The organism is Cecembia calidifontis (genome assembly GCF_004216715.1).
Classification (GTDB): Bacteria; Bacteroidota; Bacteroidia; order Cytophagales; family Cyclobacteriaceae; genus Cecembia_A; species Cecembia_A calidifontis.
In genome coordinates this window covers 4397718-4421771 of record NZ_SGXG01000001.1, presented here as the reverse complement: position 1 = coordinate 4421771, position 24054 = coordinate 4397718, and the positions used below count along the sequence as shown (strand labels likewise).

19 protein-coding genes and 2 pseudogenes are annotated in these 24054 nt (G+C 41.5%); 14 read left to right on the top strand and 7 right to left on the bottom strand.

Annotated features, from left to right (window positions below; translation table 11 throughout):
- The first annotated feature begins 253 nt into the window (after positions 1-253).
- Positions 254-1480 carry an IS4 family transposase gene (locus BC751_RS19095; RefSeq protein ID WP_130273774.1) on the top strand — a complete coding sequence of 409 codons (1227 nt, stop codon included), beginning with the start codon at positions 254-256 and terminating at the stop codon, positions 1478-1480.
- Between the two features lie 162 nt (positions 1481-1642).
- Here the strand turns inward: BC751_RS19095 and BC751_RS19090 are convergent, their stop codons facing one another.
- The 5 genes from BC751_RS19090 to BC751_RS19070 form a co-directional block, all read right to left on the bottom strand.
- Positions 1643-2323 (bottom strand): YiaD family glycine zipper/OmpA-like lipoprotein, encoded by a 681-nt coding sequence (locus BC751_RS19090; RefSeq protein WP_130277014.1) that lies wholly within the window; start codon positions 2321-2323, stop codon positions 1643-1645.
- 68 nt (positions 2324-2391) lie between these two features.
- Positions 2392-3126 carry a 23S rRNA pseudouridine(2604) synthase RluF gene (gene rluF / locus BC751_RS19085; RefSeq protein ID WP_130277013.1) on the bottom strand — a complete coding sequence of 245 codons (735 nt, stop codon included), beginning with the start codon at positions 3124-3126 and terminating at the stop codon, positions 2392-2394.
- Positions 3127-3787: 661 nt separating this feature from the next.
- Entirely contained in the window at positions 3788-4960 is a 1173-nt protein-coding gene (locus tag BC751_RS19080; protein WP_130277012.1) for an ATP-grasp domain-containing protein, read from the bottom strand.
- 30 nt (positions 4961-4990) lie between these two features.
- Positions 4991-5413: a DUF2141 domain-containing protein gene (locus BC751_RS19075; RefSeq protein ID WP_130277011.1), complete on the bottom strand. Its 423-nt coding sequence runs from the start codon at positions 5411-5413 to the stop codon at positions 4991-4993.
- On the bottom strand, positions 5410-6480 hold the full coding sequence (locus tag BC751_RS19070) for an AMP-binding protein (RefSeq protein WP_130277010.1): 1071 nt from the start codon (positions 6478-6480) through the stop codon (positions 5410-5412). The genes BC751_RS19075 and BC751_RS19070 overlap by 4 nt, the downstream gene beginning before the upstream one ends.
- A gap of 79 nt (positions 6481-6559) precedes the next feature.
- On the opposite strand from BC751_RS19070, the gene BC751_RS19065 reads away from it, so the two are divergent.
- The 7 genes from BC751_RS19065 (at position 6560) to BC751_RS19035 (ending at position 13956) form a co-directional block, all read left to right on the top strand.
- Positions 6560-7399 carry a 1,4-dihydroxy-2-naphthoyl-CoA synthase gene (locus BC751_RS19065; protein ID WP_130277009.1) on the top strand — a complete coding sequence of 280 codons (840 nt, stop codon included), beginning with the start codon at positions 6560-6562 and terminating at the stop codon, positions 7397-7399.
- 673 nt (positions 7400-8072) lie between these two features.
- Complete coding sequence (locus BC751_RS19060) at positions 8073-8969, top strand: hypothetical protein (RefSeq protein ID WP_130277008.1); 897 nt, start codon at positions 8073-8075, stop codon at positions 8967-8969.
- 35 nt (positions 8970-9004) lie between these two features.
- Positions 9005-9847 carry an alpha/beta hydrolase gene (locus BC751_RS19055; RefSeq protein ID WP_130277007.1) on the top strand — a complete coding sequence of 281 codons (843 nt, stop codon included), beginning with the start codon at positions 9005-9007 and terminating at the stop codon, positions 9845-9847.
- Positions 9844-10953: a hypothetical protein gene (locus BC751_RS19050; protein WP_130277006.1), complete on the top strand. Its 1110-nt coding sequence runs from the start codon at positions 9844-9846 to the stop codon at positions 10951-10953. The genes BC751_RS19055 and BC751_RS19050 overlap by 4 nt, the downstream gene beginning before the upstream one ends.
- A gap of 811 nt (positions 10954-11764) precedes the next feature.
- Entirely contained in the window at positions 11765-12133 is a 369-nt protein-coding gene (locus tag BC751_RS19045; RefSeq protein WP_130277005.1) for a four helix bundle protein, read from the top strand.
- An 87-nt stretch (positions 12134-12220) separates the two neighbouring features.
- Positions 12221-12724: a winged helix-turn-helix domain-containing protein gene (locus BC751_RS19040; RefSeq protein WP_130277004.1), complete on the top strand. Its 504-nt coding sequence runs from the start codon at positions 12221-12223 to the stop codon at positions 12722-12724.
- A gap of 266 nt (positions 12725-12990) precedes the next feature.
- Complete coding sequence (locus BC751_RS19035; protein WP_130277003.1) at positions 12991-13956, top strand: hypothetical protein; 966 nt, start codon at positions 12991-12993, stop codon at positions 13954-13956.
- Between the two features lie 36 nt (positions 13957-13992).
- Here BC751_RS19035 and BC751_RS19030 read toward each other — a convergent pair.
- Positions 13993-14799 (bottom strand): annotated as a pseudogene (locus BC751_RS19030) (acyltransferase family protein); the annotation flags it as partial.
- Positions 14800-15217: 418 nt separating this feature from the next.
- Here BC751_RS19030 and BC751_RS19025 point away from each other — a divergent pair.
- The 6 genes and pseudogenes from BC751_RS19025 (at position 15218) to BC751_RS19005 (ending at position 21816) form a co-directional block, all read left to right on the top strand.
- Entirely contained in the window at positions 15218-16336 is a 1119-nt protein-coding gene (locus tag BC751_RS19025) for a hypothetical protein (RefSeq protein WP_130277001.1), read from the top strand.
- Between the two features lie 449 nt (positions 16337-16785).
- The gene (locus BC751_RS19020; RefSeq protein ID WP_130273766.1) at positions 16786-18459 is read left to right on the top strand and encodes an IS1182 family transposase; all 1674 of its coding nucleotides are present in this window, start codon (positions 16786-16788) and stop codon (positions 18457-18459) included.
- Between the two features lie 34 nt (positions 18460-18493).
- Positions 18494-18676: pseudogene (locus BC751_RS22510) on the top strand (hypothetical protein); the annotation flags it as partial.
- Between the two features lie 177 nt (positions 18677-18853).
- Complete coding sequence (locus BC751_RS19015) at positions 18854-19525, top strand: hypothetical protein (protein WP_130277000.1); 672 nt, start codon at positions 18854-18856, stop codon at positions 19523-19525.
- The gene (locus BC751_RS19010; RefSeq protein WP_165389862.1) at positions 19497-20015 is read left to right on the top strand and encodes a hypothetical protein; all 519 of its coding nucleotides are present in this window, start codon (positions 19497-19499) and stop codon (positions 20013-20015) included. The genes BC751_RS19015 and BC751_RS19010 overlap by 29 nt, the downstream gene beginning before the upstream one ends.
- A 4-nt stretch (positions 20016-20019) precedes the next feature.
- On the top strand, positions 20020-21816 hold the full coding sequence (locus BC751_RS19005; RefSeq protein ID WP_130276998.1) for an ABC transporter ATP-binding protein: 1797 nt from the start codon (positions 20020-20022) through the stop codon (positions 21814-21816).
- A gap of 277 nt (positions 21817-22093) precedes the next feature.
- On the opposite strand, the gene BC751_RS19000 is transcribed toward BC751_RS19005, so the two are convergent.
- Complete coding sequence (locus BC751_RS19000) at positions 22094-23401, bottom strand: IS1380 family transposase (RefSeq protein ID WP_130273823.1); 1308 nt, start codon at positions 23399-23401, stop codon at positions 22094-22096.
- Positions 23402-24054 lie beyond the last annotated feature (653 nt).

Here is a 24054-nt window from a genome sequence, read left to right as displayed (position 1 = left end):
AGATAGGAAATTCATGGATATTGGTTCTTTAATACCGGTCAATTCTTTGAAATTCTGTTAGTGGAATGATGCCGGATGATCATAAAAGAGAATAAAAAAACAGATTGAGAATTTAAAAAAAAATTACTGTCCTCCGAGAACTGAGGCAATATAAAAAATAAAATCCTAGAATAGTACAAAAATCAAAGATGGGCAGCCCTTTTGGAGCTTACCCATCTTTTTCATATTGTTGTTTCGACCAAGAACCAACAACGTGACACAATTTAAGCATAAATTTTTGTCTGGGCATCCTATTATCGCTCAACTCCTCTCTCTTATTCCCAAAGAGCTATTGAATCAGGTCGTTGAGGAAGAAAACTCGGATAGGTACTACAAGAAACTCAAAACAAGTGATCACTTCATCTGCATGTTTTATGCGGTGTTGACCAGAAACAGCAGTCTTAGAGAGGTCTGCAAAAACATCGGCCTGATCATAACCAAGCTTATTCCTTTTGGAATGAAGCAGCTACCTGCCAGGAGTACCCTTTCTGATGCAAACCGTAAACGCAGTTATCGTGTTTTTGAACAACTATACAAAGGGCTGTATTCATACTATAGGGCATCTTTGGTAGGAAATTGGCTCGATATCGGTGGAGAGGTCGACCTCAGCCGTGTTGAGGTTTTTGATTCCTCAACGGTCACGCTGTTCAAGGAAATCCTCAGAGGGGCCGGACGCAATCCCCTGAACGGAAAGAAAAAAGGTGGTGCCAAGATATTTGCCAAAATGAATCTGGCAGAAGGCGTTCCCAACTTCATATGTATCCGTTCTGCGGCCACAAATGAAAATATGTTTTTAAAAGTGATGGATCTGCCTGAGCACGGGATAGCTGTTTTCGACAAAGGATATAACCGCTATTCCTGCTTTGAAAAGTGGGACAGTTCAAACAGATATTTTGTGACCAGAAAAAAAGACAATGCAAGATATGAAGTGGTCAGTGAGTTTGACTGTACGCATGCCTTGGACATCATCAAGGACCAGATTATCTCACTGAGCTACAGGGAGAAGGGAGTTTCTCGGACAGTTGAAGCCAGACTGGTGGTTTATGCTGACCCTGAAAGCGGTGAAACGCTGGAGTTTATCACCAATCTTAAGGGATTGGATGCCCTAACCATAGCTCTTCTCTATAAGAACAGGTGGGTTATCGAAGTGCTTTTCAAGCAGATCAAGCAGAATTTTGAACTCAGATATTTTTTGTCGGACAGCGAGAACGGGATCAAAATCCAGATTTGGGTGGCATTGATACTCAACCTCCTGTTTACAGTTCTACATAAGCGGATAAAAGAGGCTGAAGACTTCTCGACCATGGTCATGGTAGCCGCAAAAAATCTTTGCTCCTACGTCAGTCTTGAAAAGTTCCTACTTTTTCCTGAAGCTTACTTTAAAAGTATATTTCAAAAAGACATCCAAAATGTACAAACCCAATTATTCCTTTCCGGATAGGGGGTGCTTTTTGACTTTCAACAAAAAACACCTCTAAAACTTCATTAGAGGACTTTATTTTAAATTTCTTATTTTAGTCGGACGACAGTAAAAAAAAATATTTCAACAGAAGAAAAGTCAAAGAGCCACTTTGTTCAAATGGCTCTTTTAATTTTTTTCTTTTTAATTCCTGATTTCCCCTTTTTCAGCTTTCTCGACCAGGTTTTCATTGGCAGTGATGAGGATTTCTACCCTTCTGTTTTTGGCCCTACCTTCATCAGTGTCATTGCTGGCAACCGGGCGGTCAAAGGAATATCCTACGGTCTGCATTCTGCTTTCTGATACACCCTGCATTCTTAGGTAATTTCTTACAGATTGTGCTCTCCTTTCAGAAAGTCCCTGATTATAAGATCTGCTGCCCCTGTTGTCCGTATGTCCCTCTATCATGATATCCGTGTCAGGATATTCTTTTAATATTTCTGCAAATTTCATCAGGTTTTCCTGTGATGCCGGTGTGAGGGAATAGGAATCAAAACCAAAGAGAATTCCTGAAGCAAAAGTTACCTTGATACCTTCCTCAACCCGTTCGATCTCTGCATCTTTGATTTGTTCTTCCATCTTCTTGGCCTGTTTGTCCATATAAACCCCGATGGCCGTACCTGCTACACCACCTATGACTGCCCCAATCCCTGCGCCACGTCCTGCCTGACCGCTTTTATTTCCTATGACAGCACCTACAGCCGCTCCGGTTCCCGCACCGATGACTGCTCCTTTTTGGGTGTTATTCCAATTTTTGCAGGCAGCTAGAAAAGAAACTAAGATTAAAATGGATAATAGATTGGAAAATTTGGATACTCGTTTCATTGTCTTTGTGATTGATTTTTTCAATCTCCAAAAACCAATTTCATGCCAAAAAAACTTCATCATCAAACTTAATCATCGTGGGTTTTACTAGAATCTGCTACGAGAAGGTTGATCTCCCTGAGTTCTTGGGGTTTAAGATCCCTCCATTTTCCGATAGGCAAGTCCAAGGGAATGTTCATGATCCTAATTCTTTTTAATTTGGTTACATTATAGCAGAGGTATTCACACATCCGGCGGATCTGTCTGTTAAATCCCTGTGACAGGGTGATTTTGAATTTGTATTTTCCCAGTGATTTTACCTCACATTTTTTAGTAACAGTACCCAGGATAGGAATGCCGTCGGACATTTTACGGATAAAATCTGAAGTTATGATCCGGTCTACTGTCACTATATATTCTTTTTCGTGGTTGTTTTTGGCCCTCAGGATTTTATTGACAATATCCCCATCACTGGTCAAAAGGATGAGGCCTTCACTTGGTTTGTCCAATCTTCCGATCGGAAAGATCCGTTTTGGATGGTTGATGTAATCGATGATGTTGTCCTTTTCTGATTTGGTGTCTGTGGTGCAGACGATACCCACCGGTTTGTTGAAGGCAATATAAACATGTTCTTCCTCAGGCTCAGCAATCAATTTCCCATTGACCCGTATCTCATCTCCGGGCATCATTTTGGTGCCCATCTCCGGGACTTTCCCATTGATGGTTACCTTGCCCTCTTCAATCAGCTTATCGGCAGCCCTTCTGGAACAAAAGCCCACCTCACTGAGGTATTTATTGATACGTGTGCCCTGAGAATCACTCATAATTGTCAAATTGAGGGTGTAAAGTTAGGGAAATGTATTGAGGAGTAATACGAGACAAGGTAAAAGGGGGAAATGTTGAATGAGGGATTAGGAGTTGTCAGGTTGTCAAGTTGTGGAGTTGGAGTTTTGAAAGTAGGAGTGAGTGTATAGCTAACCGTCCTGATGAACGTAGTGAAGCATCTCCTTTAATTATGGAGTATTAGCGGAGAATGTAGAATGAGGAATGAGGAAGTCTTGAAGGGGTGAGGAGCTTTGTTCTTTAATAGGGAGGTTTTCCTAAATAACTCAAGCGTTTTGAGTAGATAAGACGAAAGAAGAACACCAAGCAGCTGGCGCTGGGTCTTCTCAGGTAGATGTAATAGAAGCCTTTTGTGAATCAGGCCGTAGGGCCTGTCTAGTGGTAACCCAGGGTTTTACCCCGGGTATAATGACCAATCCTCTGCCCCCGAGTCGGTGCAGGAATCTGCTGAACAATTGATTCCCGTCCCACGCCGACGATATGAAACCTGAGTGGGATTTGAACGCCCCCGCTTGCACGGACGGGAAGGGATGGTGAGATTATATTGAACCGCGGATGGCTGCAGATGGACGCGGAAAAAAGGCCACGAATTTTACAGATTTTGCCCTCTTTGGGATTTCCTTGGATTCCTTGCGGTTTAAATTACTTCAAAACCATGTACTTTTTAAGGTCGGAATGCAGGATCTCATCCAACTCCCTTTCATTACCTTCACTGGTTTCGGTAAATAGGAAACCGAAAACCCCGAATTTATCCATATTGACCTTGCGGACATGCAGGGGATTTTCAAAATCCTTGGCCAGCGTATCAAAATTAAAATAGGCGATGGACTCTTGTGGCACATCCGATTGGTTGTCCAATAAGATCAAACTGTATTTTTTATTTTCCCTTCCTTTGAAAACTTTTTCCCAATCAGGTTTTTGGGACTTGAAAAAGTATTCATAAGAATTTATACCATATGTAAACCAGGTCAGGTCTGCGGTGGTGCACCAGCCCCCAAAACGCATAGGGTTGACTTCAATCGGGATGATTTTTCCCGGAGCTGTTTCTCTGATTTCTATATGCAAAGGAAAATTCCTCAGGTCAATTTTCTTTCCCACCAAATGAAGAAATTCCATAATGGCTGGGCTTAACCTTTCAATGATTGCTTTGGAACTTGTGTAAACCCTGTCACTTACATCTGCCTCTGACATAAAAACATGGTGAAGCACATTGAGGATGGTAGGCTCACCCTTTTCGTTGAAGTAACAGTCAAAAGCGTACTCTTCCCCTTTGATGTAAGATTCTATGATGAATTCTGTATCGCTGACCACTTCCTGGGGATAAAGATTACTGGTCTTTTTGATCTGTTCTTCAATTTTACTTACTATTTCCGGCCAATCCTCCACCTTATCGACTTTGTGAACCGCGATACTGAAGAATCCAATCGCAGGTTTGATGATGAAAGGGAATTTAAATGCGGATACATCCATTTTCCTCAAATCGGAAAGTTGGGCAGCGCTGAAAAAATAATCCGGATAAGCTTCCTGAATCAATTGTCTGAACCTGAATTTGTTTTTAAAGGTCTCAATTTTTTCAGGGAGGGAAGTATCGGAAAGGTGTTGCTTAATCCAGGCGATGCTGTTTTCTGAATTGGTATATAGGTGCAAAAGTGGATTTTGCCTGATTTGCGCCACTGCCTTTTGTTCAGAAATCCAGTTGGCCGGCCTGTCCTCCATGATGGCAATCGCTTCACTCGTGGCAATTACCGGAAATTGGTTTTGTACAATGGTGTCTTTCAGGAAATCTGAAACGTAGGGATAATCCAATAAAATCATTTGGAAGTAAATTTTTGGCGCAAAAATAAATTATCTCAGGTTGATCTGAACATAATTTTTACCGGCGGTCACCCTGAAAGCGGCTTTTTCAAAACTTGGAGGTCCAAAAGTTCCCATGGCATTGTTGGAAAAACCATAGCCATCCCTCGGAATCCCTAAGGCATTGGTACGTAGCTTACCTGTATTCTGAGAATCATGAAATACCGAAAAGGCATAATTTCCGGTGGGAATATTATCAAAGGTAATACTGGCCTTATTGCCCTCAATCTTCAGGGAAGCATTGGCATAGGCTTTTTCAACCGCATCGGGAAAACCATCCCCGCCCCTGAACAAAAGGACCCTTACTACTCCCTGATTATTTTTCACCTTGGTGACCGTCAGGGTGAGGGAGTTTTTTTCCTGGATGGCTTGAAAAAAGGAAAAAAGCATCAAGATAATGATTGATATTTTCATTGGCTATTTTGAAAGGTTGCAGGTCGGTTGATTTTACCGGATGCTGTTTTTACGAATTCCTTAACATAAAGGATTTCTTTTGGTAAATGGTACCTGTTGAACAGGTTCTTCAATGCATTCCGCAATAACTGTTCCTTTGTAACGTCTTTATCCTCATGACCAATGACCAAAACCAATTTTTGGCCAAGTCTTTCATCTTCTTTGCCAAACAGGAAAAAATGCTGGTGTCCGAAAATAGCTTCAAAAGCCGGTGCAATCTTGGGTTCCATTAGCTCGGGTTGTAGTTTGATCCCCCCGGAATTGATCGTGAAATCAGCCCTGCCCAGCCATTGGAAATGACTTTTGTCTATCATTTTTACCAAATCATTGGTCTGAAGGATTTGATGTGAGGCCATAGGTGCTTTGATCCATAGCCTTTGTTCTTGGTCTGTTCCAATCTCCACTCCCGGCAAAACTTCATAGACGAGTTCCTCTCTGTTGATTTTGGCCAAAGCAATATGGGACACTGTCTCGGTCATGCCATAAGTTTGGTATGCGCGGATCCCTGAATTCAGTATATTTTGGATCAGTGTAGGAGAGGAAGGTGCCCCCCCAATAATCAGGTGTTTGATTTTTTTCAGGACAGGTACAGTTTTTTCATTTTCCAGACAGGCAGACACTTGAAGGGGAACCATGGCCGCAAAATCAAATTCCAAATACAACTCCAGCAAAGGATTGTCACTGGGCTTGACCAGGTAAAGTTCTGCCTCCCATTCCATCGCCCTGACCAACATCATCTTTCCTGCCACCATCCAAATATTCAGACAGCAAAGCATTTTGGCTCCTTTTGGGATTTGGAAAAAATCCCTCGTCGCTGCGGCTGAAATTTCCATTTGCTTCCTGTTGACCTGAATGTCTTTGGGTTCACCGGTGGAGCCTGAGGTGGGCATTTCAAATACCGTTGCCCCCTTAAGCCACAACTGACAGAACGTCAGGGCCTGATGGAAATAGGGGTCATTTTCCAACCAATTTCCTTCCTTGATTTCATCAAAACCATAAGTTCTGTTTTCAATAATGATTTTACCCATAATGATCAATCCTGCACTAAAATTCAACAAAATTCCTGTAAGGCTGTTATCTTGCAGGAAAATTTTAAATCAAATTACCATGGAAATAAACTGGAAAACGGTCAAAGAATACGATGATATCACCTATAAAAAGTGCGATGGGGTGGCCAGAATAGCTTTTAACCGTCCGGAAGTGAGGAATGCTTTTAGGCCCAAGACCACTTCCGAGCTTTTGGATGCTTTCAAGGATGCCCATGAGGATACGAGCATAGGTGTTGTCCTTTTGACGGGAGAAGGACCCTCGCCCAAGGATGGAGTGTATGCTTTTTGTTCAGGAGGTGACCAAAGGGCAAGAGGACATCAGGGTTATGTGGGGGAAGATGGCTACCATAGACTGAATATTTTGGAGGTGCAAAGGTTAATCCGTTTTATGCCCAAGGTGGTGATTGCTGTAGTACCCGGTTGGGCAGTGGGTGGAGGACATAGCCTTCATGTGGTCTGTGACCTGACCTTGGCCAGTAAAGAACATGCCATTTTCAAACAGACCGATGCAGATGTGACCAGTTTTGATGCCGGTTATGGTTCGGCCTATCTGGCCAAAATGGTGGGCCAAAAGAAAGCCAGGGAAATATTTTTTCTGGGGAGGAATTACACCGCTCAGGAGGCCTTTGATATGGGCATGGTCAATGCAGTAATACCGCATGCCGAACTGGAGACAACAGCCTATGAATGGGCACAGGAAATCTTGGCCAAATCGCCCACATCCATCAAGATGCTCAAGTTTGCCATGAACCTGACCGATGATGGAATGGTAGGGCAACAGGTATTTGCAGGGGAAGCGACGCGGTTGGCCTACATGACCGAAGAGGCTAAAGAAGGAAGGAATGCCTTTTTGGAAAAGAGAAAACCGAACTTCAAGCATATCAAGTGGATTCCTTGAAAAATGAGGGATTGGGAGTTATCAGGTTGTCATGGTTTTCGGGTTGGAGTTTTGAAAGTAGGAGTGAGTGTATATCTAACTGTCTTGCTGAACGTAGTGAAGCATCTCCTTTGATTATGGAGTATTAGTGGAGGATGAAGAATAAAAAAAGTCGGATTTGGGAAAAGGAAGAGCATTAAAGGTTCGACGAGCTTGGTTCTTCAATAGAGAGGTTTTCTACATAATTCTAGCGTTTTGAGTAGGACTAGATAAAGGAAGAACACCAAGCAGCTGACGCTGCATCTTCTCAGATGGATGTAATATGAGTCTTTTACAAGACAGGCCTGTAGGGCCTGCCTATTGGTAGCCCGGGGTTTCAACCCCGGGCAAATGGTGTCCGGCCCGTCCCCCGAGTCGGCGCAGGAATCTGCTGAACAACAGAACCTCGTCCCACACCGACGATATGAAACCTGAATGTGATTGGAACGCCCCCGCTTGCACGGTCGGGTAGGGATGGTGCGGATTATATTGAACCGCGGATGGATGAGGATGAACACAGATAGTATCAAAAAAAGAAAGTAACACCCTCACTTTAACAAAGTCTAAAATATTGAACCAAAAAACCCCATTATCGCTTAAAAACTTTTTGTCTGAAGGAATTTGGCTATCTTTCTATTCCTAAAACCCTCCAACTATGAAATTTAGACCCTTAGTCCTTTTTTGGCTTCTATTTCCCATGATGACAATTCCCATAACCGAAACCTTTGGACAGGACAATCAAGAAGAATCCCTAATCTACAGAATCAAGACCAGGGACGGAAATGAGTTTGTAGGCCAGATCACATTGGAAGATGATGAAAAACTGGTATTACTTACTGAAAAATTTGGAGAAGTGACCATCAGAAAGACCGATATTCTTGTTAGGGAACTCATTCAATCGGGTCAGGTGAAAGACGGAAAGTTATGGTTTGATAATCCCCAGGCTACCCGCTATTTTTTCGCACCGAATGGATATGGTCTTCGATCTGGTGAAAGTTATTACCAAAATGTGTGGATCTTTTTCAACCAGTTTTCTTTTGGGATCACTGAGAATTTCTCTATGTCCGCAGGGATTGTCCCCTTGTTTTTGTTTGCAGGAGCACCTACCCCTGTCTGGCTGAACCCAAAGTTTTCGGTGCCGGTAGTTAAGGATATATACAATGTTGGTGCCGGCGCATTGCTCGGAACCGTGATCGGCGGTGGAGGAGCTTTTGGGATTTTATATGGGGTCAATACCTTTGGCAATAAAGATAAAAATATCACTTTGGGCTTGGGCTGGGGTTTTTCAGATGGAGAAATTGCCAGTTCCCCAACAATCACTCTGGGCGGCATGGTCAGAACCGGTCCAAGAGGATATTTTTTAACAGAAAACTACATTATCAGCACTGGCTTTGAGACATTTGGTCTTTTGTCTATGGGAGGGAGGAGAATCATAGGGGATGTAGGGCTTGATTATGGTCTGGTCTTGCCTGTAAGTGGAAACTTTGATGGTTTTGTTGATATTCCTTGGCTTGGAATTACAGTGCCCATGGGAAGAAAATCAAGACTTTAATGGATTTTTTAATTTCCCGAAATTATAAAGTAACAATGAAGCATTTCGAAACAAAATATACCACGCATGATAATTTGGTGCTCTATCTTCAGGCTTGGATTCCCGATCAACCCAAGGCTTCTATGCTGCTTGTCCATGGTCTTGGGGAGCATAGTAGCCGGTATGCACATTTTGCTGACAAACTCGTTGGGGAAGGTATAGCAGTGTTCACATTTGACGGTAGAGGTCATGGAAAGTCCTCAAACCCCAAACCAACTGCCTATTTTGCCAATTATCAGGACTATTTGAAAGATATTGATGCCCTGTTTCTCAAGGTCAAAACCTATATCCCCGGAATTCCTGCATTTCTTTTTGGCCACAGTATGGGTGGGGGAATGACAGCGGCCTATGTCTTGGAATATCGGCCAGAGGCAAAAGGTGTCATCCTTAGTGCTCCTGCTTTGCAGCCAGCTGATGACGTCTCCCAATTGTTGATCGCTGTTTCCAGCTTGGTAAGTAAGTTGGCCCCTAAACTCAAAGTGCTCAAGTTGGACAGTAACAAGATTTCCCGTGATCCTGAGGAAGTGAGGAAGTATGATGCAGACCCTTTGGTGTATCATGATCCGGTTCCCGCCAGGACGGGTTATGAACTGCTCAGGATAATGGATGCAATTAAAGAAAAAGCCGCTTCTTTCCATTATCCCTTGCTCTTGCTTCACGGATCGGATGATCAACTGACTAATCCCAAGGGTTCTGAGATTTTCTTTAGGAATGTGGCTTCGAAGGACAAGACTTTTCACCGCTATCCTGAACTTTTCCATGAACTGATCAATGAACCTGAAAAGGAATTGGTAATCAATGATATATTGGAATGGATTAAAGCAAGAATGTCATCTTGAAAAATCAGTTGCTGCATAGTGATCAAAAGTTCCTGGTATTTCTCTTTTTTTACCATATCGCTTTTTCCTTTTTATTTACCTGGTATCTGGGAGAATATGGAGGCGATGCGATTTCCTTTTGGGAATTAAGGGCAGAAAAAGTAGATCATCCCGAACGTTGGTTTTCACATTGGGGTACCCGATCTTATTTCATGCAATGGCTGACCTATTGGCCTGCTTATGTATTTGGCCTACCATTATGGTCAGGTAATCTGTTTTTTAGTGTTTTGTCTTACTATGGCTATTATCTTCTTTATGGTCTGGTAAGGGAACAGGTGGATACCCAAAAGCATCATTGGATTCAACTAAGCTTATGGGTAGTATTTTTGATGCCTAACCTACACTTCTGGTCTTCTTCTGTTGGGAAGCAGTCCATCAGTTTTTTGGGTATTGTACTTTTTCTCCGCGGGCTGCATGTGATGAGGCCTGCTTGGGGATATCTGATCTTTGGGCTGGGTATTTCATACCTGGTACGTCCCATGCAGGGGTTTATTTTGATGGGGGGATTCATAGGTTTATTGATTTTTACTCCTTCAATATCCAACAAGTTTAAGGCGATTTTTCTTTTGGTGGCCGGGCTGTTGGCTTATGGGATGCTGGATTTTATCCTTTATATTACCCATATTCCCTTTCTACATCCCCAGAAAATCATGGAGTTCAGTGCTTCACAAATGGAATTTCTAGAGGGATTTGCTGCCCAATCTGCCGTGCCTATGAATAGTTACAGTTGGCCTATGAGGTTATGGACCCTATTTTTCCGTCCATTTATGGGAGAGTGGGAAAGCCTTTGGTATGTGGCAGCAAGTACTGAAAATGTACTGAGCCTTTTTTTAATAATAGGAGCTATAGGCTTGATGGGTCGTTCAGGATGGAAAACCGTCCCGTTGTTTACTTGGGGAGGGATTTTGTTTGGTCTGCTGCTGATGGGGGTATATGCTTTGACTTTGAACAATTTGGGAATCATCATGCGTATGAAGTCTTTTTTTATGATTTTTTTCCATTTACTTTTTGTCTTTGGATTGGCTTTTGCTTTTTCAAAAAAAAGAGAAAATAAGAATGATGAGTGAAGAATGAAGAATGTGGGAGTCTTGAAGGGTTGAGGATGTCATTTCTGAGGTGGAAAAGATTTTTTTAGCCACAAATAACACAAATTTCACTAATTAACCAGATTTAGATGTTGATAGGGATTTTGGAATTTTACTTTCATCAAATCAGCATGGGTAATGAAATTAGGCGCGAGGCTTTAGAATTTTCACGAACCCAAGTAGTCGAATCGGTGATTTTTTGGGTGCCAGCCCAGAATGGGCTGAACCATCAGTACCCCCGGGTCTAAGGCGATCGCCAGGTGGGGGCAAGACCCAGGGTTAGGATGATTACCACGGTTCCCGAGTCGGCGCACATATCTTCTAAAGGAATGAATCATCCCACGCCGACGATACAGTGGGGGAATTTTTTGAATGAAGAATTAGGAAATAAGGAGATTGGTGGGTTCATTGAAGGGTCCAAGTCTGCCTTCATCGGACAGGTCTGAATAATTCAACCAAGTAGCCAGGGGAAAATTGATGGAAATCTGCGATTTGTTCTTGGAATTTTGCTAAGTATATAATCAGCTCGAAAAAAATCCTTAAACCTTTGCATAAATCCATTCACTGAGTAAATTTGTTACTCATGAGTAAGATTTTTACTCGATTTTTGCTAGGTCTGCCTGGGACTGAAAGTGCGAAGCTGGGTTGAATGAAGAATGAAGAATGTAGAATGGAGTGTGGAAAAGGTATATATGTTGTCATGGTTGTCCTTGTTGTCGGGTTGGATTTTTTTAAATAGGCGATGCTTAAATAAAATAAATTGGATTGATTTTAAGGAATAAATAACTGTTTTATGAAATCATACAAAGACCTAGAAATTTACAATATCTCTCTTGATCTGTTTTTTCAAACTCATATTTTTTCTCTTAAAATCCCCAACTATGAGAAGTTTGAATTAGGAAGTCAGCTGAGGAGATCTTCAGATTCTATCAATTCCAATATTGTTGAAGGATACGGTAGAAAAAGATATAAGCAGGACTTTATCAAGTTTTTGGTTTATTCTCATTCTAGCAATCTCGAGACTATCAATCACCTTTTTAAAATTTCAAGATTATATCCTGATTTGTCAGAAGAAGCCAATCAACTTATTGAATGTTATGATGGTTTAGGTATCAAAATCCATAATTTTTTGAACTATGTCGATAACAACTGGAGAACATAAAAAAGTCAAAGGAATTCAGTTCTGAACAATGACAACCTGACAACCCGACAACTTTTTTCCAACTGAATAACTTACCCACCGCTCGAATTGCTAGACTCCCTCGTCACATCCAAAACCCGTATCAAGCTCTTGCTGAAGTTTTTTGCGCATAACAATTCAGGTTACCTGCGCTCCCTGGCCAAGGAATTTGATGAATCTACCAATTCGGTGCGGGTAGAACTCAACCGCCTCACCGATGCAGGATTGCTGCTGGTACGGGAAAACGGCAAGACTAAACTCTACCGTGCCAATGAATCGCATCCTTTTTACCAGGAAATCAGGAATATGGTGTCCAAGTTTCTGAGATTGGATGAACTCATGGAAAAAGTGGTCAAACGCATGGGGAATGTGCAAAAGGCCTATATCGTAGGGGATTATGCTCAGGGTATTGATTCAGGAACCATAGAGATGATCTTGGTGGGGCGGGATTTGGACTTGGACTATCTGGATTTTTTGACTGAAAAGACCTACGAAAAGTTGCAGCGTAAAGTAATTGTACAGGTGGTGGAAGCCGACCCGGAGGAGGTGAGTGGATTTTTGGTTTTCGGTTAAGTACGTGTAAAAGAGAAAAAACACTGCGCTTAGCTTTTAATACACAGAGGGGTCCAGAGGAGTCAGAGAGAAAAAGTGATGAAAATCTCAGAAGGGCAAAAAGAGAAAGTGGTTTATCCTTGTCATATTGACGAAGGAGAAATCTTAAAAACGCTTTTTTTTATTAAACAATTTGTCCCTTAATCACGGGATAGTAAAAGCTAAGCTTTCGAAATTGACCACAGATAGACACAGATGAACACTGATACTAAGCTTCGCTTTTTAGAATGAAAAGGCATCTTATATTACATAGATTAGATTTGAATATAGATGTCAGGAAATATGAGGAGCGTTATCGGGAGCAATGGGAAGCATTTATTGACCACTCCGCCAATGGCACTTTCCTGCACAAGCGTTCCTTTTTGGAATATCATGGGGACAGGTTTGAGGATGTATCGGTGATGGTATGGGAAGGAGAGGAGCTTCTGGCAGTTTTTCCGGCGCATCAGGTAGGCAATCAGATTTTTTCGCACAAGGGACTGAGTTTTGGGGGATGGATATTCAAAAAGGATTTATCTTCTTTCAGCCAAACCCAAATCATTAATAGTATTCTTGAATTTTATAAAAACCAGGAAATCAAAAGCCTCAGGGTGGCTCCTGTACCTTATTACTATGGTCAAGAGAAAGGATTGAATTCATTGGATTATGATTCCCTTGGTTTTGAGATTTCAGATAATAAAGAGGTTTATTTGATTGAAGCCCCTTTTGTTTTGAAAGATAAGGGTAAAAAAAAAGGAGTGAGACGGGCGGTAAGGAAAGGGTTGGAAGTTATGGAAGGAGAAGTGTCCCAGGTATTTTGGGAAAAGTTGATGCTTCCCATGTATGCTGCCAAAATAGGTAAAGCCCCAGTCCATAGCTGGAAAGAAATAGCTTTGCTTTCTGAGCGTCATCCGGGGAGAATTCAACTGATCTCGGCTTTTCTAGGGGAGGAGTTATTGGCTGGCATAGTGATTTTCAGGCATCCTCGGGTAATCAAAGTTCAATATTCCGCGGTTACCGAAAAAGGAAAAATAAGTAGGGCCATGGATTTGCTAATGCATTACTTAATGAATCTTCCTAATATTCATTATATAGATTTGGGAACGGTCTATGATGGACAGACAGGAAAAAAGCTTGAAAGTCTGGCTTATTGGAAGGAGAGTTTTGGGGCAAAAACTTACTTTTCGTTTATTTACGAGTTTAGCTTTCATTAATAAAAGATAAGCTCCATTAGGTAAGTGTTTTTTGGATTAGACTTTTGAAATCCAAAAACTCCTCAACCAAACTTTTACTGGTTTTTCGAATCCAAAATAAATCAATATCGAGATCAAGTAAAGAATACTTAAAATCGCAAAATAGTTAAAGCCGTTTTTGGCAAGATAGTTATGGAAGATCCCCATATGGATCAAATAAAACACATAACTGCTTTCACCTAAAATTCTTAATAATTTAGAGGAGAAAAGCTGTCTTAATATGGATGTTTCATGTATTAAACCCCATATTAGAGGTAAAATACCAAATAAAGGTAGAAAAAGGTTGTTTACCAAGATTCCTTGATAGGTTTGGTCCCCAAATCCGCCCGGTTCTGCTAACCAATAAAGAATGATAAGGCATAATCCAATGTTAGTGCAACCCATTACCGTAAAATACCTGAACTTGGTTTTCTTATTTAGAGAAAAAGCTAATCCCATACCTAGAATAAATTCAAGGATTCTTCCGAAAAATGTATAATTAAAAAGATAATACGCACCAGGAATAAATCCATAATTTATTATTTGGTCTGGAAGAATAATCAACATTAGACCTACTGTCCAAATTAATAAAACTAACGTACCAACCAATTTCAATGACTTCCTCCATGCATATGCAAATAGGGGTGCTGAAAGATAAAAGCACTCTTCTACAGTGAGTGTCCAAGCTTGAGGAATACCTGTAAAGATAAAATCACCAAAGAATCCCTTAAGCAGGATCAAGTTCATGAAAAGAGTCATCCATTGGTCAGAAGAAAGCGAAGCCTCTAAACGCCAACTCCATCCTAAAGTAAGTAGAGTTAAAAAAAATAAATAGGATAAATTTTACTAAATCGATTCCAGAGGTAAATAGAAAGGGAGACAGTGGAAAATAAAAAATACCTGTAAGTAATAATAAATCCACTAAGCACAAAAAACAGGGTTACCCCTATATATCCCTCTTGAAAAATTCCGTGCAAATATCCAAGAGAATAATCCTTGGGTATTGTATTAAAATGGTGAAAGTAAACCAAGACAACCGCAAAAAATCGAACGCCAGTAAATGAAGGAATTTGTAAGGATTCTGGGAATTGGGGTTCTTTTGATGAGATCAACATATATTTTTTTTCAAGATATTTAATTTTTCTTGATAGCAGAAATTGTGTCATCAGTGTTTGAAGAAGTAAAAAGTAAAAAAATGGCTTCGGAAAAAAATACACTAATTATTTTAAGTCTTCTTTTTTTTATGATAACTGCTAGCATTTTCCTTAGGGCATGTGCAGGGGCAACAAATTACCAATCGCCGGATTCCTTTTTTTATTTGCAGGCAGCCGAAAACCTGCTTACAGGTAAAGGTATGGTAGCGCCTTATACCTATCCGTTTGACGCTACTAGTCCAGTTCAATATTTTGCTATTTGGCCCATAGGATACCCACTGTTGATTGCTGCTTTGGGACTCTTGATTCCCGATCTGCTGTGGGCGAGTAAAGTGGTCAACCTGCTTTTTTTGGCAGGAATGGTGATACTGCTCTACAAGCGCTTTGGGAAGTTTGGACCCTGGGCAGCTTTGGCCTTTGTTTCTTACGGTATGATGGAGGTTTATTCCCATACCTGGTCAGAAGGTCCTTTCCTGTTTTTTGTTTTAGCTTTTGTCGTTCTTTTGGAAAAAAATAATACCTCAAAATACTGGAAGATCTTGACTTTGGTCTTGATTGGATTATTCACTCTGCGCTATGCCGGAATAATTTTTTGGGCCTTTCTATTTTTCCATTTTCTATACACTTATTTCTATCTGGGGACCAAAAAACAAAAACACTACGCCTATACTTTGGCATTGAGTGCCTTGTATCTACTTGCTTACTTGGGTTTCAATTATTGGCAGACAGGCCATCTTACAGGAGCACCTAGAATATATCCTGGTCAGGAAAGCACCAATACCTTTCTCTATTACCTAGGCAGGGGAGTGTTGAATATCTTTGCCTTTGCCCGAAATTTCTGGAGCTTTGGGGCCAAAGATATCCTGGCATTAGTCTTATTTCTCTTTCAGTTATTGGTGGTTTTCTTTTTGATCAAAAAAACCGGTAGGCCTTCCGGTCTTTTTCAAACTTTACCTTTTCAGGTTGCCATATTCTATTTATTGGGAATTATATTTCTTCGTATTATTTCCCCTTTTGATGCCTTTGATTTCCGTATCCTATCTCCCATTGTCCTACTCCTCTATGTGTACGGACTGGCCCATTTGGGTCAATTGGTGGAAAATGTTCAAAAGAAAAAAGTGGCGCTGCTTTCATTTTTGACAGTCTCTTGGCTGGTTAACCTGCCCAACAAATTCCTTTGGGATAAGTGGTTGGGTTTATGGGGCTGAGGAGAGAAGCGAGAGATGATAAGCGAGAAGCGAGAGGACCGACCGTTAAGAAGTGATCCATTTGGGTCATTTTAGGGCGGAGATAGGATGCAGGGCGGGGAAAATTAGAATTAAGCTCAAGAAACTAGAAACAAGCTTGCCAACCTTTAAGCAGGAGACGATTGGCTAATAAGATAGGGGCTGGATAGCCTAGGATAGGGTGTAGTCCTATCCTGAATATTCTATATTGGATAGCCCGGGACAGGAAAGCTTGTCCCGAGAATCGGGGCCACGGATAAAAATTAACCAAAAGACCTACTTCCAAAAAACCAAGTTCCTTAGGTCGGCTTTGGGTTATTTTTCAGTCAGAAGACTTCGATAAGATGGGGGTGTCCGAAAAGTCGAGACACCCTTTTTTTATTGTTGATTTTCTCTAAAATTATTATTTTAGAGTTGAACAAAATACAACAATGTCTAAGGTAGTTTTTAAAAATCAGACTGGCAATTGTCCAGAATTATTTCCGGCAAATATTTTTGATAAAATCCCTGATAACCACCCTGCTCGATTGGTTGACACTGTGGTTAACTCTTTGGATATCAGTGATATTATAAAGAGGTACAAGGGAGGCGGTACATCAGCCTATCATCCACGAATGATGATTAAAGTGCTGTTCTACAGCTATTTATCCAATGTGTATTCATGTAGGAAAATAGCCAAAGCACTTAATGAGAACATACATTTCATGTTTATCTCAGGAAACTCAACCCCCGATTTCAGAACCATCAACGATTTCCGCGGTAAAATCTTAAAAGACTCCATCAAGACATTGTTTGCCGAAGTGGTAAAAATGCTTGTTGAGATGGGATATGTAAGCCTTGATGTACAATACATTGACGGAACCAAGATTGAAGCAAAATCCAATAAGTACACTTTTGTCTGGCGTAAGACAGTTGAAAAGCACAAAGAAAGGTTAGAAGGTAAGATCAAGAGTGTTTTATCAGATATCGAAGAAAGCATCCTATCAGATAATCAAGAAGTTAATCAAGAAGAATTGCCTAAAAAAATTGATTCTGAAGAATTAAGGGAGCGGCTTTCAGCCATAAATAAAAAGCTAAAAGAGCCTTCAAAGAAGATTGCTAAGGAGCTTCAAAAACTTCAGGAAGAACATCTTCCCAAGCTGGAGAAGTATGAAAAAGACCTGGAGATTTTGGGGGATAGAAATTCGTACAGTAAGACAGATCATGATGCCACATTCATGAGAATGAAAGAGGACCACATGAAAAACGGACAACTAAAACCCGCTTACAATCCTCAGATATCAACTGAAAATCAATTCATTACCCATGCTACTATCCACCAAACAGCAGGGGATACCACCACTTTAAAATCCCACTTGGACAGTTTTGAAAAATCGTATAGTAAACAAAGTAAAGAGATAGTAGCTGATGCAGGATACGGCAGTGAGGAGAATTATGAAATGCTTGAAAAAAAGGGAGTTGATGCCTATGTGAAATACAATTACTTCCACATGGAGCAAAAGAAGAAGACAAAGAACAATCCTTTTCTTCCCCAAAATCTTTTCTACAATGCAGCGCAAGATTTTTACGTATGCCCCATGGGACAGCGGATGGAGAATGTTGGACAAGGAAAGCGCACTTCAAGCAATGGGTATGTATCTCAAGTAACTTATTATCAGGCAAAAAACTGTGAAGGATGCCCCTTAAGAGCACAATGCCACAAAGCGACAGGTAACAGAAGAATCGAAGTGAACCATAGGTTAAACTTCTTAAAACAGCAGGCCAAGGAAAAACTAATGAATAAAAAGGGGCTTGAACACAGGAGCAAAAGACCAATAGAGGCGGAAGCTGCGTTTGGCCAGCTGAAAAGCAATAATAAATTCAACAGATTTACACTCACTGGTTTAGAAAAAGTGGAATTAGAGTTCTTATTGATGGCAATTGGCCATAATCTGAGAAAAATGGTGGCTAAAAGTATGCACTCTGGACTAAAACTATCTAAAAAATCATCTTTGGGTTATAAACCCTACAATAGTCGGCCGGTATTTTACGTTCCAAAGGAAAATTCTAATCAAAGATCACTGGTAATGGCATTGGATTTTCAAAATCAAAAAATAGCGGCATAAAAAAAGCTGCCCTTTTCGGACAGCCCCATATGAGTCTGCTAAAGCCTATAATCAAACATGTAAATATTTATATCTACGCCTGAGGGCAAAAGGGAAAGCACATAAAGTAGCCATGACTGCGGTGGTGAATAAGTTGATTAAACAAGCGTTTGCAGTTGCTAAATCAGGTGTTGGATATGATAAAAACTACAGACATCTTAATCTTATTTTAAAATAATATTTTGATCAAAACTTGAAATCAAACACAATTCATTTAGACTGAAAGGAGAAATCTAATCCTTTATCCGTGACTTAGATTTCTCCTCCTCGTTCCTCGTCGTCGAAATGACAAGGTGAAGCCTAATCCGGTAGTAAACCGGCATAGCTAGGAAAGCAAAAAAACCATTTTATAAGTATGCCAACCAAATACATTCTTCCCATCCTGGGCATCCTGTACCTGATCAGCAGCTACCTGATGTTTCAGTATTTGGGGATCAAAATAGTGGCTGATTCTCCCCGCTATTTGGATTATGCAGCCAATATGAGGGAGCTGGGCTTTTTTGTGGAAGAACACAATATCTGGTACGTAACCTACCCGATTTTTATCCTGCTGCTTTCTTATCTCCATCCTTCCCCGGCGCTGATTGTTTTTGCCCAATACTCCATGGGACTTATAGCCCTGATATGCCTCTACAAGGCCGTAAGGCTTTACTCACAAAACGATTGGGCAGCGGGGGTAAGCGGATTACTGTATCTCCTTTATTTTAAAAACACCCTATATCCAGCTTACATTCTGACCGAATCCCTTTATATCTCCCTCACCTGTTTCAGTCTTTGGTGCCTGGTTCAATGGAGAAGTCAGCAATGGGGGATCCTTGGAAAAGCATTATCCTGTTTCATATTTTTGGCTACCATTTTCTGTAAACCCACAGGTATTGCCCTATTGGGCGCACTGACAGTTCCTGTTCTATATGGCTACTGGAAAAAAAAAAAGCCCATTCCTCAAAACCGGACTGGTTCTATTTACCTTGGCAGGAATGATGCTGCTGTTGAATACCATGTTGGAAACATTTTTTATTTTGTATGATTATGAAAGGGGAGACTTGATTTATGGTATGTTTTTATTTGAAGGCAAAGATTTTTATCCCTATCTGAGCTTGGAGCCACCTGCTGATTTGCGCATGCCGGACAAATCCTACTCCGTTTTTATACAAATCATCCTTTTTGTGCTCTATAACCCTTGGTTTTGGTTCAAGCAATTTGTCGGGAAACTTTTGCTTTTTTTTCTTCATGTGCGGCCCTTTTGGTCCTGGATGCATAATGTCCATTCTATTTTGCTACTCTTACCTTCTTATTACCTTGCCCTACGCTTCCTGAAATCCGGCAGGATGGACCGGTCTGCCCTTCTTTTTTCTGTGGTTTTTATTGGCATTCATGCGCTTACTGTTGGGATTATGACCGAAGATTGGGACGGAAGGTTCCTATCTCCGATCTTACCCCTTATATTTGGATTGGCGGGGATGGGGCTAAGTCAGTTCCCTTTTTTTCCATCGCCTGGTACTCAGTCTATTTCATAATCGGATGTTGCTGCTTAAGAAGTTTGTCCTCAAATACTTTACGCATTTCAGTTACTTTTACCTGCAACTGCGCTACAGGATCTTTGTGGCCCTGGGACTCAGTATCCTAGTAGGCCTGATGGACGGCTTCGGCCTCGCCATGTTTATCCCCATGCTGGAGATGGTAGGGGATGGGACAGCAAGTGCAGAAGGACTGGGCAACCTGGCCTTTCTGGTCAAGGGACTCACCATACTCGGCCTGGAACTTAGCCTGGTGACCGTGCTGCTCACCATGCTCTTTTTCTTTTCCCTCAAGGGCATCGCCAAGTTTGTGGAGCAATATTACAAGGTCATCGTCCAACAGTATTTCATCTCCAAGCTCCGATTGGACAATGTGGACAAGCTTACCCATTTCCAGTACAAGGCCTTCGTGACCTCCGATGCCGGCAGGATTCAGAATACCCTCAGCGGGGAAACCGAAAGGGTGGCCAATGCCTACCGCTTCTACATGAGTACCATGCAGTCTGCCATCATGCTGACGGTCTATGTGCTGCTGGCCTTCTTGGCCAATCCCCAGTTTGCCCTGCTGATAGCGGTGGGAGGGGTGCTGTCCAATTTTCTTTTTCAACAGCTGTACAAAAGGACCAAGGCGGTTTCCAAAAAAATCACCCTCGATGCCCATGGCTATCAGGGACTGCTGATCCAGAAAGTGGCCTTTTTCAAATACCTAAAAGCTACTGCCCTGAACAGCGTCTTTTCCGACAAACTCAAAACCGCCATCCGTTCCATCGAGGACAACAATAAAAAAATCGGCTATTACAATGCCATCTTAGAGGCTACCCGGGAGCCCCTGACCATCGCGGTGGTGGTGGCGGTGATCCTCGTGCAGGTCAAGGTCTTTGGTTCCGGATTAGGGCTGATTATCCTTTCCCTGCTCTTTTTCTTTCGGGCCTTGACCTACCTGATGCATGTGCAGACCATGTGGAACAACTTCCTCAATGTCTCCGGTTCGCTGGAGAACATGACGGGCTTCCAAAAGGAAATCAGCAAGCAACAGGAGCGCTACGGCAAGCAACCCTTGGAGCGCTTCAGGGAAGGCATACAGCTTAGGGGACTGGACTTCCGGTACGGAAACAAAATCATCCTTCAGGACATTGACCTGGCACTGGAAGCCAAAAAGACCTATGCCTTTGTGGGGGAATCGGGCTCGGGCAAGACCACCTTGGTCAACCTGATTGCCGGCCTGATGCCGCCCGAAAAAGGCCAAATCCTGATCGATGGGCAGGACATCCGGGACCTGGATATCCGCACCTATCAGTCCCGCATCGGGTACATTACCCAGGAGCCTGTGATTTTCAATGACACGGTTTTCAACAATGTGACCTTCTGGGCGGTACCGAGTTCGACCAACCGAAAGCGCTTCTGGGAAGCCCTGGACAAGGCAGCCATCGCAGACTTTGTGAGGAGCCTGGAGGGTCAGGAGGGGGCGGTCTTGGGGAACAATGGCATCAACCTCTCCGGGGGGCAGCGGCAGCGGCTTTCCATCGCCCGGGAGCTGTACAAGGAGATCGATATCCTGGTAATGGACGAGGCCACTTCGGCCCTGGATTCCGAAACCGAAAAGGCCATACAGGACAATATTGACCAATTGAAGGGGCAATACACCATCCTGATTGTGGCCCATAGGCTGTCCACCATCCGAAATGCTGATGAGGTGGTGCTGATGAGTCAGGGCCGGATAGAAGAAAAAGGAAGTTTTGAAAAATTGATCCATCATTCGGGAAATTTTAAAAAAATGGTAGAATTGCAGGAAATTCTTTGATTTGGTTCTATCATTTCCATAATTGGCGTCAAAAAAATATTTTACCTAAAATCCGCAGGATTTTAGTTTGGAGATTTGAATCTGCTTGTTTGTGTTCATTTTTGGTCTAGTTCGGGAATTTCTTCCCTTTGATTGAAGAGTGTTCATAGTTTTGAGACAATGGATTTTAGGTTTGAGGATAAAATGGACGGTTTTTTTCCTCAATTTTAATGGAAAAGGCATACCTCTTCCCTGTAAATCTTTATTTTTTGAGCTCCTGAGGGGTTTTTATCTGAATTTAGTTCAAAATCGGCTTGTAATCCTTACTCGTGAACAGTTTGAGCACTTCTCTTCTTCCCGTTCTTATCCACTTGGCTGAAACAGTGATAAATCTGAAGATAAACTTCTTGAGCCTGTCGGTAGGCTTAAGCCAATCAACTTTTCTGGAATACTCTCCAATGATATAGGTGTAAAAATTGGCATACATAGCCGTCATAAGCATAAAGGAGGTATTCTCTGCAAGGAACGAACAGGGCAACTTAGACCAGCCAAAGTCATTGTTGAGTACATCAAACAAGCGTTCGCTTGCACCCCGGGCGTTATAAAACCTTACAACAGCTTCATTGGACGATGTATGTTCATTGGTCAGAATAGCCCTGTAAGTAAATGCATCTCCACTAAACACATCTGCCTGCCCGTCTTTACGCCTGATTCTGGTAATGACCAGCCTGTAAGACCTGTCTTTACCGAAAGGTTTGTAGTCGGATAGGTCAGTAACTTCCATTTCCTGTACACCCAAACGTATTTTCTGCCACTTCTCAGGGGCTATACTTCCAAGGATATTATCCAGTTTGGCACATCTGTTTGCCCGTATATAAAAGCTTTCGGTATGTGCTTCCAGTGTGCGGAGAACTTCTTCCTGATAGGATGCTGAATCGGCTCTGAACCTTCCGATACGGATATTTTCATTGGTAAGCTGCCCAAACATGCGTGTAAGTGTATCAGCCTGCAAATATTTGGCCTGACTGTTGCCATTTCTGCCCTCTACGTACACAGGAATGGCCTGTGAAAATTCAGGATGTGCTATGGAAGCTACACCTGGCTGATATCCATAGACGTGTTTATATGTCTTTTTTGAATCGTACTTTTCAGTTGGAATGACGGTGTTGTCATAATCGAGGTCGTAAGCAACACCTGACTTGAGTAATCCGGTCTTACAAGCTGATTTTAACAACAAGCTGTTGAGTTTTCCATTGATATTAAATTCATGGCTTACTCCACTGGACGGATTTATAAAGAGTTCTGTATCAACAGCAAGCTCTTTGATACCTCTCAGAATTGTATCGGCACTGCATACTGAAAATGAAGGGACCTGTTCAAGTGCGTCTCTCAAGTGAACATTGATATCTTCAGTACAGTCGCCACCATTAAAGAAAATAGCCATATGATTGGCGAAAATGTCACTGTATGAAAACCCTCCCCTTAAGGCTCTAACCCCCAATTGATTATCAATGAGTTCTGGGAGACCAGAATTTTTGAAAGAGTTAAAAACAAAATTAAAACCTCCGAAAGGTGTGATTTTTTCTGTCGAATTCGTAATTTTCATACCGCTTATCAAGGATGTGTGGTAACACCTAAATAAGTGAAAAAAAAACGAGCCGGAAAAGCCTGAATTGAATAAATTCAGCCACTTTTTCGGCTTTTTTTAAATCCGCCCTGCGGATTTAAGGTTTTATATTAATGGAGTGAATATTTCCAAAGTAAAGCCACTAACTTCCTGAATGTTAAAAAAATATCCACTGTTGATTAACACAGGTTTTTTTAAGATTTGAAAAAAGCGTATTTGAATGGCCCTGATAATTATAGATCAAAATTATTTGCCGTAATAGAGAAACATTAACCAAGCTTTGAATACAATGGATTGGGATATGGAACAAACTCTGTCGAATGGACAAAGAATGTGATCTCAGTCTTTTTGGAAACGCAAGGGAAATAAAATGCGACTTTGTTGAATGATTTAGACTTTGACCAAATTAGGTCAATGGGTGCTACCAAATCAAAGTCTTGTAAACTTTCTGCCCTTGAAAATAATTTTAAATGGGAGAAGCCAGTTGAATTTTTCTCTGGTTGGTGATGGAATTGAAGATTTAAATGGTTAATTGATTTTGTTCTTTTTCAAAATCCAGTTAAAGAAAAAGCCGCTCATTGTTTCTGCTTGATAAGAATATCCAAAAGAATGGTCAGGATTGAATCCATAAA

What these genes read in the sequence shown, in the direction of transcription:
- BC751_RS19090 (WP_130277014.1), bottom strand. Translation starts at nt 2,323, where the DNA reads ATGAAACGAGTATCCAAATTTTCCAATCTATTATCCATTTTAATCTTA.
- rluF (WP_130277013.1), bottom strand. Translation starts at nt 3,126, where the DNA reads ATGAGTGATTCTCAGGGCACACGTATCAATAAATACCTCAGTGAGGTG.
- BC751_RS19080 (WP_130277012.1), bottom strand. Translation starts at nt 4,960, where the DNA reads ATGATTTTATTGGATTATCCCTACGTTTCAGATTTCCTGAAAGACACC.
- BC751_RS19075 (WP_130277011.1), bottom strand. Translation starts at nt 5,413, where the DNA reads ATGAAAATATCAATCATTATCTTGATGCTTTTTTCCTTTTTTCAAGCC.
- BC751_RS19070 (WP_130277010.1), bottom strand. Translation starts at nt 6,480, where the DNA reads ATGGGTAAAATCATTATTGAAAACAGAACTTATGGTTTTGATGAAATC.
- BC751_RS19065 (WP_130277009.1), top strand. Translation starts at nt 6,560, where the DNA reads ATGGAAATAAACTGGAAAACGGTCAAAGAATACGATGATATCACCTAT.
- BC751_RS19060 (WP_130277008.1), top strand. Translation starts at nt 8,073, where the DNA reads ATGAAATTTAGACCCTTAGTCCTTTTTTGGCTTCTATTTCCCATGATG.
- BC751_RS19055 (WP_130277007.1), top strand. Translation starts at nt 9,005, where the DNA reads ATGAAGCATTTCGAAACAAAATATACCACGCATGATAATTTGGTGCTC.
- BC751_RS19045 (WP_130277005.1), top strand. Translation starts at nt 11,765, where the DNA reads ATGAAATCATACAAAGACCTAGAAATTTACAATATCTCTCTTGATCTG.
- BC751_RS19035 (WP_130277003.1), top strand. Translation starts at nt 12,991, where the DNA reads ATGAAAAGGCATCTTATATTACATAGATTAGATTTGAATATAGATGTC.
- BC751_RS19025 (WP_130277001.1), top strand. Translation starts at nt 15,218, where the DNA reads ATGATAACTGCTAGCATTTTCCTTAGGGCATGTGCAGGGGCAACAAAT.
- BC751_RS19020 (WP_130273766.1), top strand. Translation starts at nt 16,786, where the DNA reads ATGTCTAAGGTAGTTTTTAAAAATCAGACTGGCAATTGTCCAGAATTA.
- BC751_RS19015 (WP_130277000.1), top strand. Translation starts at nt 18,854, where the DNA reads ATGCCAACCAAATACATTCTTCCCATCCTGGGCATCCTGTACCTGATC.
- BC751_RS19010 (WP_165389862.1), top strand. Translation starts at nt 19,497, where the DNA reads ATGTTGGAAACATTTTTTATTTTGTATGATTATGAAAGGGGAGACTTG.
- BC751_RS19005 (WP_130276998.1), top strand. Translation starts at nt 20,020, where the DNA reads ATGTTGCTGCTTAAGAAGTTTGTCCTCAAATACTTTACGCATTTCAGT.
- BC751_RS19000 (WP_130273823.1), bottom strand. Translation starts at nt 23,401, where the DNA reads ATGAAAATTACGAATTCGACAGAAAAAATCACACCTTTCGGAGGTTTT.